This is a genomic window from Mycobacterium sp. NS-7484, from assembly GCF_001953975.1.
Lineage (GTDB): Bacteria > Actinomycetota > Actinomycetes > Mycobacteriales > Mycobacteriaceae > Mycobacterium.
The window spans coordinates 1-14,124 of record NZ_MBEJ01000067.1; the positions used below are offsets into that span (position 1 = coordinate 1).

Sequence of the window (14,124 nt, forward strand, 5' to 3'; positions counted from 1 at the left end):
CCGGGCGCGCCGTCCCATCTCGGCCCACCGCTGCGCCTCGACGAAACGGATTGGGCCATCTGCGATGTCGGGCAGCCTGCCGAGACAGTGCTTCTGGCTGGGCGGGCAATGGCGCCGGTACCCGAGGGGCAGGGGTTGTTGGTATCGGCACGCACCGCGGGAGCGCCCACTTACCTGCTGACCGAGGGCCGCCGGGCTCGCGTCGACCTGCGCGATATCGCGGTGGTACGCGCACTTCATCTCGATCAGGTTGCCGCTCAGCCGGTTTCGCAAGCCCTGCTGGACTCCGTCCCCGAGGTCCCCGCCCTGCGCGCACCCTCGATCGCCGGCGTGGGTACGCCCGGGCCGGCTGCGCTGGGCGGGCTGCCCGTCGGCACCGTGGTGCGCGTGGTGCGCACCGGCCCGGCCGAGTTCTATGTGGTGCTTGCCGACGGGCTTCAACGTATCGGCCGGGTGGCCGCTGACGTCATCCGGTTCAGCGTGGCGCAGCCCGGCGCCGAACCACCGGTCATCGCCGCCGACGACCTCGCCGCGGTTCCCATCGCCCACAGCCTTGCCGTGGGCCGGTTCCCGGAGCGGGTGCTGACCGGTGCGCGAGCGGTGATCTGTGCCCGGTGGAATACGCAACCGTCCGAACCATCCGCGAATACCGCAGTGGTCGTGGACGATTCACTTCCCGACGGCAGCGTGCAACTGGCTCAGGCCGACGGGGCCGGGCCGAACGTCGACCGCACCCACATCCCGGCCGGGCGCAGCGTGCTGCTGCAGGCCACCGGGGTCGAGGGCGCGGGCGGCTTCAGTGGCCCGCTGTATCTCCTCGACGACCTCGGCGTGCTGTTCGGAATCCGCGACCGGGCAACTGCTGAGCTGTTGGGTCTCGGCGCCACGCCGGTACCTGCACCGTGGCCGATGCTGGCGATGCTGCCGCGGGGACCGGAGCTGAGCCGCGAAGCGGCCTCGGTTACGCGGGATTCGCTGTCCGGGCTACCCGCGGCGCCGGCGTAACCCGCTGGTCGACAACGCCAGTGCGATCAGGACCGTGAGGCCGACACACACCCCGCCGCCACCGAAGGCGATACGCCGCGCCCGCGAATCGATCGGGGCCGGAATGGATGGCGTCACCGATGCCCGCACCAACGGTGCCGCCGGACCCGACGGTGCCGAGCCGCTGACCGCGGCCAACGCGTCGACAACACCATGTCCGACAACGGGATTCCAGCCACCGGCGGGAGTGCGCGCGGTGTCTTCGATCCGACGCATCACCTCGCGGGCGTTGAGCCGGGGGAAGCGGGCGCGCACCAGTGCCACGATCCCGGCCACCACGGGTGCGGCGTAATTGGTGCCCGAGATCGCGGTGTGCCGACCGATGGTGTCGATCAGGTGCTCGCCGTCGGGATGCAGGGAGGTCAGATTTTCACCCGCTGCGGCCACGTCGACCCAGGGCCCGGCCAGGCTGAAATCCGATGCCGTGCCGTCGCGTCCGACCGATCCGACGCACAGCACCAGATCGTCGTACCAGCCTGGGCTCGACACCGAACGCACACTGTCCCAGTCGGCTTGACCGTTCGGCCCGGTTGGCGCGTCCTGCTGGGAACAGCCCGCGCCGACATTGCCGGCCGCGGCGACCACCACGACGTTGCGTTCCTCGACGGCATATTTCAGGGCCGCACCGAGTGCCCGATCATCGGGTGCGGAGTCTGCTGCCACACAGGCCGGAGACGAGATGTTGATGACGGTGGCGCCGAGATCGGCCGCCGTGCGCACCGCCTGCGCCAAGGACTCGACGTCGCCCACGCCCGTCGCGTCGGCGGCCTCGGCGAACTTGGTGCTCGACTGCCGGATCGCCAGGATGGTCGCATCGGGCGCCACCCCACTGAAGCCGTTGTCCGGTGCGGCACCGGCGATTCCGGCGACGATGGTGCCGTGGCCGTCGCAATCAGCGGTGCCGTCGCCGTGTGACACATAGTCGCCACCACCGACCAGGTGCGGCAGGAGCCGGTGCCGGGCGACGCCGGTGTCGATCACCGCGATCGTCTGGCCCTCGCCCCGCGACAGCGGCCACACCGAGTCCAACGCCAGCGGGGTGCCGACGGCCGTGGTGGGAGCCGCGGCGGATCGGTAACAGGGCTGGCGTTGTTGCGTCGGCCGGGGCGGTGCCGGTGGCGCCGGTCGGGGTAGCAAGGTGGAATCGACCGCCGGCGGGACGACAATTGCAGGCCCGATAGCCTGGGCCGGGGTGATCGCCACCAACGGCAACCCGGCGATCACCGCCACAACCAGCCGGCCCGCGCTGCTCACCACAACCCCGCGGCGCGTACGACATCGAAGGCCCCGCCGAGCCAGCAGGCCAGCGGGACGATCGCCGCCAGGGCACCGTATTCCGCCGCATCGGCGAGCCGGGCCGTCAGCGGGCTTTCGAACCGGACCGGCCAGAGCCCGGCGAGTCCGGCGCCGACGGCGATCACGCCGGCCCATCCGCCATACTCCGGTGCCCACGCCACCACGAGCAGGAAAGCGGCAGTGAGCGAACAGAATCCGGTGACCATGGATCCGATGCGGCAGCGGCCGGACGCGTAGGTACGTGTGCGCAGCAGCAGTACCACGCCGACACACACCGCGAACGCGACCTCGATTGCGCTCACCTGCCGTAGGCCGGCGACCACGAGAGCGATGGTGCCCAATGCGGCCGCGGCCGAACAACCGAGGACCAGGCCGACCAGGTTGCGGTGCCCCTCATGGGCCCGGGCATCCACGTCAGAAGCATTGACAGTGACACCTTCTGACCCGCAGTCAGGCACCGGGGGTGTCAGGCCGGCAAGTGCGATGGACAACCGCGGGGCCAGTGGCAACAAGCCGATGCCCAGTGCGCTGAGCAGCGCAGCCGATGCGGTCGTCGTCAAGGCCCACAACACCGCGCCCGCGGTGGCAACGGCGATCAGTCCGGTAGCGGTCACCACCGCAATCAGGAGTTCCTTGTCGCGCCCCGGCAACCGGAGCAGGACGGCACCGAGCGAGCCGGCTGCCACGGCAGCCAGAAAGACGTTCGCCGCAGCGGGTCCGCCCGGAACCACGAGGAATCCCAGGATCGCGGCGCACCCCACGGCCACGGCGTCGGCCACGGTAGCCAGTGCTGGTTCGAGGTCCAGCCGGTGCGCGGCCATTGCCACGCCACCCACGGCGACAGCGATGACCGCCGCTGCGGCGATGCGCCCCCAGCCGTGGCCGTCGACACCGGCCCACAACGCCGCGAGGAGACCGAGCGCGCAGGTCCACAGGCAGCCCATCGCGCGCACGCTGATGGGTATTCGCTCATCGGGCGCGTGCACGGTCAGGGCGGTGATCAGCGTCCGATCCGGCGACGGGTGCTCGTCGACACCCTCCAGGACGAGCAGATCACCGTCGTGAATCCCGTTCTGCGTCAGCGTGGCCGACTCGTCCAGGTGATATCCGCCCAGAAGGGACAGCCGCCAGCGGTGCGGGGTGCCAGCGCCTGCGTTGACGATATCGACGATCCAGGGCAGCAGCTCGCCGACGGTCAACGCCCTGGGCAGGGACAGATCGAACGTATCCCTCGAATCGGCCGCGCTCGACGATCCGCACGACGATCCGCAGTGAATCGATACGTGGCACAACGAATCCGGCATCGCATCACCCCCGGTTGACGCCGACACTGTCACGGTAACCGACCCGGCGCGCACTCCGACGCACGAATTTTTCTGGGATGAAACGGGAACCGGACAGGGCTGGCATGCGTCCAAACGTCGATGGAACCTACCTGCACACCACCGGCGACCCGCGGGTCCGCCGCGGCGGGCTCGCCGGGCACCGGGCAGATGGTGGTCGACGCGCCGCCCGCGCTGCCTCGCCGTGCCCCGGTCAACCCGCTGACCAGGGTGTTCCCGATTGTGCTTGTGGTGGCAATGGCGGGCATGATCGCGGTGTACGTGTCGTCGGGGGCCATGGCGACGCGCGGACCCACGGCGATGATGTTCCCGATCATGATGGCCCTGTCGGCGATCGGCACCGTCGTCTTCGGCCTCAGGGGTGGCGGCGGAGCCACCGAACTGCACCGGGACCGTTGCGCGTACCTCCGCTACCTCGACGGGGTCGACACCGTGGCAGCTGAAACAGCCCGCTCCCAGTGGCTCCAGGCGCATGCGGCGCATCCCGATCCCCGGCGATTGTGGACATTGGCTGCGGCGGAGCGGATATGGGATCGTCGCCCGGACGCGCCGGACTTCTGTGAGGTGCGGATCGGGGTCGGGCAGCAGCCGCTGTGGACGCGGTTGGTGGTGGCCCAAGGGAACTGGCACGAAGACAACTGGCACGAAGACACCGTGGGGCAAGAAACCGATCCGGTGACGGCATCGGCTCTGGGGCAACTGCTCCGGCGCCGGTCGATGGTGGACGACGCACCGGTCACTGTGAACCTCCGCGAGCTTGGCCACCTCGCCGTGGCCGGGGCGGTGGACGCGTCTCGGGCTCTGCTGCGGGCGGTGATCTGCCAGCTGGCGACGGCCCACAGCCCGCAACACGTGCGGATCGCCGCGGTCCTCGACGCAGCGGTGGTCGAGCACTGGGACTGGCTGAAATGGCTTGCGCACCAATGGAGTTCCGTTCCCGATGGGCAGCCCGTCCCGTTACGGGTCCGCAGGCTCACCGAGCTGCCGTGCGCTGACCCGGCCGTGCACACCGTCGTCATCGTCGATTCGGTCACCGCCGGCGTCGCGAATCCGGGGCCCGGTGGCCCGCTCACCCTGCTGACCGTGGCCGCGACCACCGAAACCGGCACCGCCGATCTACATCTGGACCTCGACGCGGAAGTTCCGCGATGCGGCGATACGCCGGTGCGCGTCGATCAGCTGACCCTCACCGAAGCGCTCACGTGCGCCCGACGGCTGGCGCGGCACCGTGCCGCACCGGTGCCGGACACCTCCGGTTGGCCGGCGCTGATCGGTGTCGACGACGTGGAACGGATGGAGCCGCCGGTGCACCCACCACCACTGCAGCGGTTCCTTCGGGTGCCCATCGGGCGAACCCTGGACGGCAGCGCGGTGCATCTCGACCTGAAAGAGGCGGCGCACGACGGGATGGGGCCACATGGGCTGTGTGTCGGCGCCACCGGATCCGGTAAGTCGGAGTTCCTCCGCACCCTTGTGCTCGGGTTGATCGCCACCCATCCGCCTGAGGTGCTCAACCTGGTGCTGGTCGACTTCAAAGGTGGTGCAACGTTTCTCGGCCTGAACCGAACCCGCCACGTCAGCGCGTTGATCACCAACCTGTCCGAGGAAGCACTCCTGGTGGCGCGGATGGCCGACGCTCTGGCCGGCGAGATGACTCGTCGGCAGGAACTGCTGCGGACTGCCGGAAACCTCGCGAACCTCGACGAGTACCGGCGTCGCACCGACCTGCCCGGCCTCCCGGCCCTGCTGATCGTGGTCGACGAGTTCTCCGAGCTGCTGCAGCACCACCCTGATTTCGCCGAGCTGTTCGTGGCGATCGGCCGGCTCGGACGATCGCTGGGGATCCATCTGTTGCTGGCCAGTCAGCGGCTCGATGAAGGCCGGCTGCGTGGCTTGGACAGCCACCTGTCCTATCGGGTGTGCCTCAAGACGTTCTCGCCCAGCGAGTCCCGTTCGGTACTCGGAATCTCCGACGCCTACGAGCTGCCGAACACACCGGGAGCGGCCTACCTCAAGACGCCCTCCGGTGAGATCGTCAAATTTCAGACCGCGTTCGCCTCGGCACCACATACGCTGGGGCAGCCGGCTTTCCGCGCGAAGGACAGCGACGACCCCGCCCCGCGGCGCTTCTCGTTGTCCTGGACGGCATCAACCCGGCCGTCACCGCCGGCAGCGACGACGACCGTGCTGCAGCGTGTCGTCGATCGGTTGAGCGGTCACGGGACACCGGCACACCAGGTGTGGTTGCCGCCGCTGCCGGCGGCCATCCCGCTCAGCGATGTGCTGTTCACCGATCACGAGCCGCTCACCGTGGCGATCGGCCTGATCGACCGCCCCTTCGAGCAACGGCGTGACCGGCTGTTGCTGGAATTGGCTGCCGGCCAGGGCAATGTGGCGGTCGTCGGTGGCCCGCAGTCGGGGAAGTCCACCGCCGCAATGACTGTGGCGCTCGCTCTGGCAGCGTCGCATGCTCCGCGTGACGTACAGATCTACGGGCTGGACTTCGGCAGCGGCGCACTCGGTGGGCTGCAGGCACTGCCGCATGTCGGGGCGGTGGCCGGGCGCGGTGATCCCGATCTGGTTCGGCGCACCATCGCCGAGTTGCAGACTCTGTTACGCGCCCGCGAGGACCGCTTCACCGCACTGGGCATCAGCTCCATGGCCGAGTACCGGGCACGGCGCGCCACCGGGGAAGTCGGCGATCCGTTCGGTGACGTGTTCCTGATCATCGACGGCTGGTCGAGCTTCCGTGGCGAATTCGATTCACTGGAGCCGGCGATTACCGCCCTTGCTGTACAGGGCCTTTCGCTCGGTGTGCACATCGTGGTGACCGCGTCGCGGTGGGCTGATTTCCGGCCGGCGCTCAAGGATCAGCTGGGCACCCGGATCGAGCTGCGGCTCGGTGATCCCGCCGAATCGGAGATAGACCGCAAGCGTGCCCGCGAGCTCGGTCTCGGCCGGCCGGGCACCGGGCTCACCCGTGAGGGCAGGGAGCTGCTCGTCGCGCTACCCCGGCTGGACGGCACACCGAGCACGACCGGAATCACCGCGGCGCTGAACCGGGTCGCCGACACGCTGTCTGCTCAGCACGGTGGTGACCTGGCCCCGCGTATCCGGCTGCTGCCACCGCGGGTGTGCAGCGACGAACTGCCGCCGGTGCCTCGGCGTCGCGCCACCGAGGTGCTGCTGGGGCTGGGTGAACGCGAACTCGCCCCGGTGCTGGTCGATTTCGCGGCCCACCCCGATCTGGTGATCCTCGGTGACACCGGCTGCGGCAAATCCACCGCGTTGCGTGCACTGTGCGCCGATCTGGTGGCCACCAACGACCCGTCGGACGTGCAGCTGCTCATCGTCGACTTCCGCCGGGCGTTGCTCGGTGCAGTGGAATCGGAGCATCTGGCCGGATATGCCGCCTCGCCCGGCGCACTCGAGGCCGCGCTGCCGCCGGTGCTCGATATTCTGCGTAGCCGGATGCCCGGGCCCGACGTGACGCAGCGGGCGCTTCGCGACCGATCCTGGTGGACCGGCCCTGAGTTCTACGTCGTGGTCGACGACTACGATCTGGTCGCCACGGCCGGCGCGAATCCGTTGTCTCCGTTGTCGAACGTCCTGCCGTACGCGCGCGATCTCGGTGTGCACCTGGTGGTGGCCCGCCGGTCGGGCGGTGCGGCCCGGGCCATGTTCGATCCGGTCCTGGCGGCGGTCAAAGATCTCGGCGGGATGGGTCTGGTGATGAGCGCAAGCCCCGACGAGGGCGTGCTGTGGGGATCGGTGAGACCGGTACGGCTTCCGCCCGGACGCGGCACATTGATCACCCGCGGTGCGCCGGATCAACTGGTGCAGGTCGCGATACCCGGGCCGGACGAATCGTGGTGACGACGGTCGTCGAGGTGGGTCCGGTGACGGTGCGCGGGCCGGGGCCGGTGCCGGCTGCGCGGGCCGCAATCGCGGTGGCCGGAATTGACGACGAGACCGTGCTGGTCGAGGACGAACCGGTGGCGGCAGCGGATCTTTGGGCCGAACTTCTGGACGCGGCGGGCGCGGGCGCGGACCACCTCACGCTGGTCTGCCCGACGTGGTGGACTGTCGATCAACGGCGGCGGTTGGCCGCCGCGGCCACGTCGTCAGGGGCTGAAGTGGTTGTGATGCAGCGGGTTCCAGCCCTGAACCAGGCAGCCGGCGGTGTGTCCCGGATGGTGGTGGAGATCGCCGACGAGCTGGTGGTGATCTCGGGTGGCGAGGCCGACGCCGTTCCGGTGGTCGTGGCCCGCCATGCCGACGGCGACGAACCCGATGTGGACCCGGCCGCGATCGTGCGCGCGGTGATCGCGATGGGAGGCGGCGCGGGTGGGGTGATCGTCGATGCGCCACTGGATGTCACCGCAGCCGCCGGACTGGGTGCTGCCGTGGCGGCCGGACTGCGTGCCGCAGGGATGGCTGTTACGTCGGCCGACGTCGGCGCCTGGCGCGCCGCGCCCACCGCATCCGCTACCCCGGTGGTCTCACCTGTGGATGCGCCGACCCGTCGGGGTCGATCGATGATGAACGCGGCCGTCGGGGTGGCCGTCGCGGTGGCCCTGATCCTGGGAGGACTGGCCGTTGCCGCCTGGCACGGGCGCACCCCGCCGATGACCGTTCTGGTCGAGGGTCGCGTCGGCGTCCAGATACCGGCCGGGTGGACGGTGCAGCGGGTCACCGACGGGCCGGGATCGGCTCGGGTGCAGATTGTCTCGCCGTCGGACCCGCAGGTGATGCTCCACCTGACGCAGTCCGCCGTCGGCGACGGCGCGATCGCCGACACCCTCCAGGAGGCACTTGCGGGCCAACCGTCGGGAGTCTTCGTCGACTTCGATCGCGCGGCGGTCGTCGCCGGGCGTCCGGTGGTCCGGTACCGGGAAGTCCGTTCCGGACGCGAGATCCGATGGGGTGTGCTCGCGGACGGTCCGGTCCGGATCGCGGTCGGCTGCCAGAGCCCTTCGGGAGCCGGTGAGGTGGTCCGGCCCGCATGTGAAGCGGCGATCCGGTCGGCCCATGTGGTGCGGTAGAAATCGGATGGAACCGAACCGGGCTGCGCTGCGTCGAATTGTTATATCCCGCAAGACAAGACCGGAAGGGCAGGACACATGCCACCAGGATTGACCGGGCCGCTGGGCACCGACTTCGACGTGATGACGAGCGTGGCCGGCCGGATCGACGTGCTCAACGACGATGTCCGCGCCATGCTTTCGACCTTCATCGGGCGGATGAGCAGTGTGCCGCCTTCGGTATGGGGCGGGGTGGCGGCGGCGCGGTTCCGTGATGTGGTCGACCGCTGGAACAGTGAATCACTGACATTGCACACCACGTTGGGCCGCATCGCCGAGACCATCCGCGCCAACGAACGGACGTTGCGCGCGGCCGTCGACTCCCACGCGCAGCGGCTCGGTGCCGTCGGCGACGGCATCTGAGGGTTCGGCGATGAGCAACGTGTTGTCATACGACTTCGGTGAGATCGAATACACCGTCCGCCAAGAGATCCACACCACCTCCAGCCGGTTCAACGCCGCCCTGGACGAATTGCGGGCCCAGATCGCGCCGCTGCAGCAGGTCTGGACGCGGGAGGCCGCGCAGGCCTACGCCGTCGAGCAAGCGCGATGGAACCAGGCGGCCGCAGCACTCAACGAAATCCTGTTCACCCTGGGCAACGCGGTGCGCGACGGTGCGGACGACGTGGCCGCAACCGACCGCAGCGCGGCCAACGCCTGGGGCAGCTGAAGCCGGTGCGGTCCCGTTCGACATGGAGAGGCGAGCGGGACCGCACACTTCAGGTGCCGGCGGCCGGTTTCTACCGGCTGGAGCTGGCGTCGCCTGCCCGCCGGGGGCGCCGCGGCCCACCGCGCTGATGGCCACCGGTACCGGAGCGGGCCGGCGCTCCGCCGTTGCGGTTGCCACCGCTGGGACGGTTGCGCCGCTGCTGCTGACCGGACTTGCCGCCACCCTGGCGGCGCGGCGCCTGCGCGGGCTGCGCAGCGGGCTCGGGGCGGATCGGATCACCGAAAACCCGGTCGCCGGGCGCGATCTCACGAAGCACCGGATGGTCGGTGCCCTTCACCCGGGTGATGGTGGGCTTGACCCCGGCCTTGCGGGTCAGGCTGCGCACGTCGGAAACCTGGGCGTCGTGCATGATCGTCACGACGGTGCCCTCGTTGCCGGCGCGGGCCGTGCGGCCGGACCGATGCAGGTAGGCCTTGTGCTCGACCGGCGGGTCGGCGTGCACGACGAGGCTGACGTCGTCGACGTGGATACCGCGGGCGGCGATGTCGGTGGCCACCAGCACGCCCGCCGATCCGTCGGAGAACGCCGTCAGGTTACGGGTGCGGGCGTTCTGGGACAGGTTGCCGTGCAGCTCAACTGCCGCGATGCCGCGTGAATTCAGTTGGCGGGTGAGGTTTTTCGCACCGTACTTGGTGCGGGCGAACACGATCGTGCGGCCCGGTGCGGCGGCCAGGTCGGCGACCACATTGATCCGCGTCGAATTGTCCACGTGCAGCACGTGGTGCACCATCGCGGTCACCGGGGACTGGGCGGAGTCCACGCTGTGCACCACCGGCTCGTGCAGGTAGCGGTCCACCAGGACGTCCACCCCGGCGTCGAGGGTGGCCGAGAACAGCAGCCGCTGACAGTTCTTCGGCGTGCGGTCCAGCAGCCGCTTCACGCCGGGCAGGAAACCGAGATCGGCCATGTGGTCGGCCTCGTCGAGCACGGTGATCTCCACCGCGGACAGATCGGCGTGACCCGAACGCATGTGGTCCTCGAGCCGTCCCGGGCACGCGATCACGATGTCCACCCCGCGCTGCAGCGCCGCGATCTGCGGGTTGGGGCCCACACCGCCGAAGATGTTGACCGACCGCAACCCGGTGGCCGCCGCCAGCGGGGCCAGCGACGCCTCGATCTGAGTGACCAGTTCGCGGGTGGGCGCCAGGATCAGCGCGCGCGGGCGGTTGGGAGCCCGCCGGGTTCCGCTTTTGGCCAGGCGCGACACCAGCGGCAGCAGGAACGCATAGGTCTTACCGGAGCCGGTACGGCCGCGGCCGAGCACATCGCGGCCGGTCAGCGAGTCGGGCAGGGTGGCGGCCTGGATGGGGAACGGCGTGGTCACGCCGTTGGCGGCAAGTGCCGCCACAAGTTCGGTGGGCAGGCCGAGGTCGGCAAAGGTGGTCTGGGCAGACAAAAAACAACTCCGAAGAAAGTAGGCGACGTTCTGCTCGGCGCGGGTGACTCCCGCGGCGCTGAGATGGTGAGATCGAGATCGCGGCAAAGGCAGAACGAGCAAGCCGCCGTGACACCACTATACCGGCCGGCGACCGATTCACCGATTCGCCAGCGTGTGACCACGCGGTGGCATACACGCAACCGGCAGGTCAACTATCCTGGCGGTCACGCGTCAATGCCATGTCCATGCCGGGAGCGTGATAGCGGTGGCCGCATCGAGAACCGCGGGAGGCCGGATGTCAACCCGGGCACAGCCCGCGAAGGTGCGTGCCATCCATGACCTGTTCATCGAGGGGCGGGTGGATGCCGACTATCTGGATTCGGCCCCGGTGCGCCGCATCATCGCCGAGAGTTGGCAGCGCAGCCTGGCTACCGGTGTGGATCCTGACCTCGGGGCCAGGGCCGCGGCTGCCGCGACGGCGCTGACCGAACTGCGCGAGAGCCATCCGTTGGCTGCCACCTTGCCGCTGATCCGGCGGCTCCTGGTCGATGATGCCGTCGACGCCGGGGTGCTGGTGGCGATCACCGCGGCCGACGGCACGCTGCTCTGGGTCGAGGGCGACCATGGCGTGCGCCGCAAAGCCGAGGCGATGAACTTCGTGCCCGGATCGGACTGGAGCGAGCGCACGGCCGGGACCAACGCCCCGGGCACCGCCCTGGCGTTGGACCGCGAACTGCAGATCTTGGGCTCCGAGCACTTCTCCCGCATCGTGCACCCGTGGAGTTGTACGGCGGTTCCGGTGCACGACCCGGCCACCGGCGCACTACTGGGTGCCATCGATCTGACCGGCGGGTCCAAGGTGGCGTCACCGCAGACGTTGGCCCTGGTCAGGGCGACCGCGGCGGCAGTGGAGAACCAGTTGGCCCTGCTGCGCCTCACTGCACCCGTCGTCGCCCCGAAGGACGAGGGCGCGCGGCTGCGGGTGCTGGGCGCCGACCGTCCGCGCTGGCGGGTGCCCGATGCCACCGGCCGGCCTCAAGACAGTGTGCTGACCGGGCGGCACGCCGACATCCTGGTGTTGCTGATCCGCCACCCCGAGGGCTTGAGCGCGGATCATCTGGCGCTGCTGCTCGACGACAAAGACCTCGACGTGGTCACGGTGCGCGCCGAGGTGTCGCGGCTACGCCGGGTCATCGGTGGCCAGTACATCGCCTCGCGGCCGTACCGACTGCTCGCGCCGGTGGCCAGCGACATGGGTGACGTGTACGACGCGCTGCAGGCCGGGAACGTGGCGGCCGCCCTCGATGCATACTCGGGGGCGTTGTTGCCGCAGTCGGTGTCTCCGGCGATCGCCCGGCTGCGTACCGAGCTGAGCGCCAGCCTGCGTGAAGCGGTCCTGACCGGCGGCAACTTGCAACTGCTGCGCCGGTGGTTGGAGCTGCCCGACGGCCGTGACGATCGCCGCGGCTGGCGAGTGCTGCACGATCACGCCGACGCCGACCCGGTGGCCCGCGCGCAGGCTCGTGGACATCTGGCCGGAATCGACTCAGAACTGGCCTGAATCGTCGGCCCGCCGACGGGCTGAATTGTCGGCCCGCCGACGCATTTCACGTGTGCAACTGTGCTGCAACGTACTGCTGACTACCTTTAGTGATGACCGACACACAACCGTGTCCGAATGCAGGAGATTGCCATGACTGTATATGCCCGCCCGGGTGCCGACGGCGCTCTGATGTCCTTCGAATCCCGCTATGACAACTACATCGGCGGAGAGTGGGTTGCTCCCGTAGAAGGCCGTTACTTCGAGAACCCGACGCCGGTGACGGGGCAGGTGTTCTGCGAGGTGGCCCGCTCCTCCGAGGCCGACGTCGAGAAGGCGCTGGACGCCGCGCACGCCGCCGCACCGGCCTGGGGCAAGACGTCGCCGGCCGCCCGCGCCGTCATCCTCAACAAGATCGCCGACCGGATCGAGGAGAACCTCGAATCCGTGGCGCTGGCCGAGTCGTGGGACAACGGTAAGCCGATTCGCGAGACGCTGAACGCCGACATCCCGCTGGCAATCGACCACTTCCGGTACTTCGCCGGGGTGCTGCGCGCCCAGGAGGGTTCGCTCTCGCAGATCGACGAGGACACCGTCGCCTACCACTTCCACGAGCCCCTCGGCGTGGTCGGCCAGATCATCCCGTGGAACTTCCCGATCCTGATGGCGGTGTGGAAGCTGGCGCCCGCGCTGGCCGCAGGTAACGCCGTGGTGCTCAAACCCGCTGAGCAGACTCCGGTTTCGGTGCTGTACCTGATGTCGTTGATCGGTGACCTGCTGCCCGCCGGTGTGGTCAACGTGGTCAACGGTTTCGGCGTCGAGTGCGGCAAGCCGCTGGCCTCCAGCAACCGGATCGCCAAGATCGCCTTCACCGGTGAGACCACCACGGGCCGGCTGATCATGCAGTACGCCAGCCAGAACCTGATCCCGGTGACGCTCGAGTTGGGCGGCAAGAGCCCCAACATCTTCTTCTCCGACGTGCTGGCGGCCACCGACGACTTCCAGGACAAGGCGCTGGAAGGCTTCACCATGTTCGCCCTGAACCAGGGCGAGGTGTGCACGTGCCCGTCGCGGTCGCTGATCCAGGCCGACATCTACGACGAGTTCCTCGAGCTGGCCGCGATCCGCACCAAGGCCGTGCGCCAGGGCGACCCGCTGGACACCGAGACGATGATCGGTGCGCAGGCCTCCAACGATCAGCTGGAAAAGATCCTGTCCTACATCGAGATCGGCAAATCCGAAGGCGCCCAACTGATCACCGGCGGTGAGCGGGCCGATCTGGGTGGTGATCTGGGCGGCGGCTTCTACGTGGCGCCGACGATCTTCACCGGCAACAACAAGATGCGGCTGTTCCAGGAGGAGATCTTCGGCCCCGTCGTCGCGGTGACCTCGTTCAAGGACTACGACGAGGCCATCTCGATCGCCAACGACACCCTCTATGGCCTCGGCGCCGGTGTGTGGAGCCGCAACGGCAACACCGCCTACCGGGCCGGCCGGGACATCAAGGCCGGCCGGGTGTGGACCAACTGCTACCACCAGTACCCCGCGCATGCCGCGTTCGGTGGCTACAAGCAGTCGGGCATCGGCCGGGAGAACCACAAGATGATGCTCGACCACTACCAGCAGACCAAGAACCTGTTGGTCAGCTACGGGAACAAGGCCCAAGGCTTTTTCTGACACCGAGCCACCGCCGAACGTGAGCTTGTGTG

General features: G+C 69.2%; 10 protein-coding genes. 7 read left to right on the forward strand and 3 right to left on the reverse strand.

The genetic code is table 11. The features are described from left to right. On the forward strand, positions 1–1,005 hold a 1,005-nt coding region (gene eccB, locus A5733_RS11820), incomplete at its 5' end, for a type VII secretion protein EccB (protein ID WP_076240252.1). Here eccB and mycP read toward each other — a convergent pair. Then, positions 985–2,298 (reverse strand): type VII secretion-associated serine protease mycosin, encoded by a 1,314-nt coding sequence (mycP, locus tag A5733_RS11825; RefSeq protein WP_076240293.1) that lies wholly within the window; start codon positions 2,296–2,298, stop codon positions 985–987. The two genes, eccB and mycP, sit on opposite strands and share 21 nt — an antisense overlap. Continuing rightward, entirely contained in the window at positions 2,295–3,644 is a 1,350-nt protein-coding gene (gene eccD, locus A5733_RS27905) for a type VII secretion integral membrane protein EccD (protein WP_076240253.1), read from the reverse strand. The genes mycP and eccD overlap by 4 nt, the downstream gene beginning before the upstream one ends. A gap of 120 nt (positions 3,645–3,764) precedes the next feature. On the opposite strand from eccD, the gene eccCb reads away from it, so the two are divergent. The 4 genes from eccCb to A5733_RS11850 all read left to right on the forward strand — a co-directional run bounded on the left by eccCb (position 3,765) and on the right by A5733_RS11850 (position 9,437). Beyond that, on the forward strand, positions 3,765–7,559 hold the full coding sequence (gene eccCb, locus A5733_RS11835; RefSeq protein ID WP_076240254.1) for a type VII secretion protein EccCb: 3,795 nt from the start codon (positions 3,765–3,767) through the stop codon (positions 7,557–7,559). Next, positions 7,556–8,728 (forward strand): type VII secretion-associated protein, encoded by a 1,173-nt coding sequence (locus tag A5733_RS11840; protein WP_233152675.1) that lies wholly within the window; start codon positions 7,556–7,558, stop codon positions 8,726–8,728. Before eccCb ends, A5733_RS11840 begins: the two co-directional genes overlap by 4 nt. Before the next feature lie 78 nt (positions 8,729–8,806). Beyond that, positions 8,807–9,130, forward strand: coding sequence for a WXG100 family type VII secretion target (locus A5733_RS11845; protein WP_076240255.1), 324 nt, complete (start codon positions 8,807–8,809; stop codon positions 9,128–9,130). 10 nt (positions 9,131–9,140) lie between these two features. Further along, positions 9,141–9,437 (forward strand): WXG100 family type VII secretion target, encoded by a 297-nt coding sequence (locus tag A5733_RS11850; protein ID WP_067775171.1) that lies wholly within the window; start codon positions 9,141–9,143, stop codon positions 9,435–9,437. 70 nt (positions 9,438–9,507) lie between these two features. On the opposite strand, the gene A5733_RS11855 is transcribed toward A5733_RS11850, so the two are convergent. After that, positions 9,508–10,893 carry a DEAD/DEAH box helicase gene (locus tag A5733_RS11855; RefSeq protein ID WP_076240256.1) on the reverse strand — a complete coding sequence of 462 codons (1,386 nt, stop codon included), beginning with the start codon at positions 10,891–10,893 and terminating at the stop codon, positions 9,508–9,510. A 277-nt stretch (positions 10,894–11,170) separates the two neighbouring features. Between A5733_RS11855 and A5733_RS11860 the strand changes: the two genes are divergently transcribed. Continuing rightward, positions 11,171–12,436 carry a GAF domain-containing protein gene (locus tag A5733_RS11860; protein ID WP_076240257.1) on the forward strand — a complete coding sequence of 422 codons (1,266 nt, stop codon included), beginning with the start codon at positions 11,171–11,173 and terminating at the stop codon, positions 12,434–12,436. Positions 12,437–12,568: 132 nt separating this feature from the next. Then, positions 12,569–14,092 carry an aldehyde dehydrogenase gene (adh, locus tag A5733_RS11865; RefSeq protein WP_067775327.1) on the forward strand — a complete coding sequence of 508 codons (1,524 nt, stop codon included), beginning with the start codon at positions 12,569–12,571 and terminating at the stop codon, positions 14,090–14,092. The last annotated feature ends 32 nt before the right edge of the window (positions 14,093–14,124 follow it).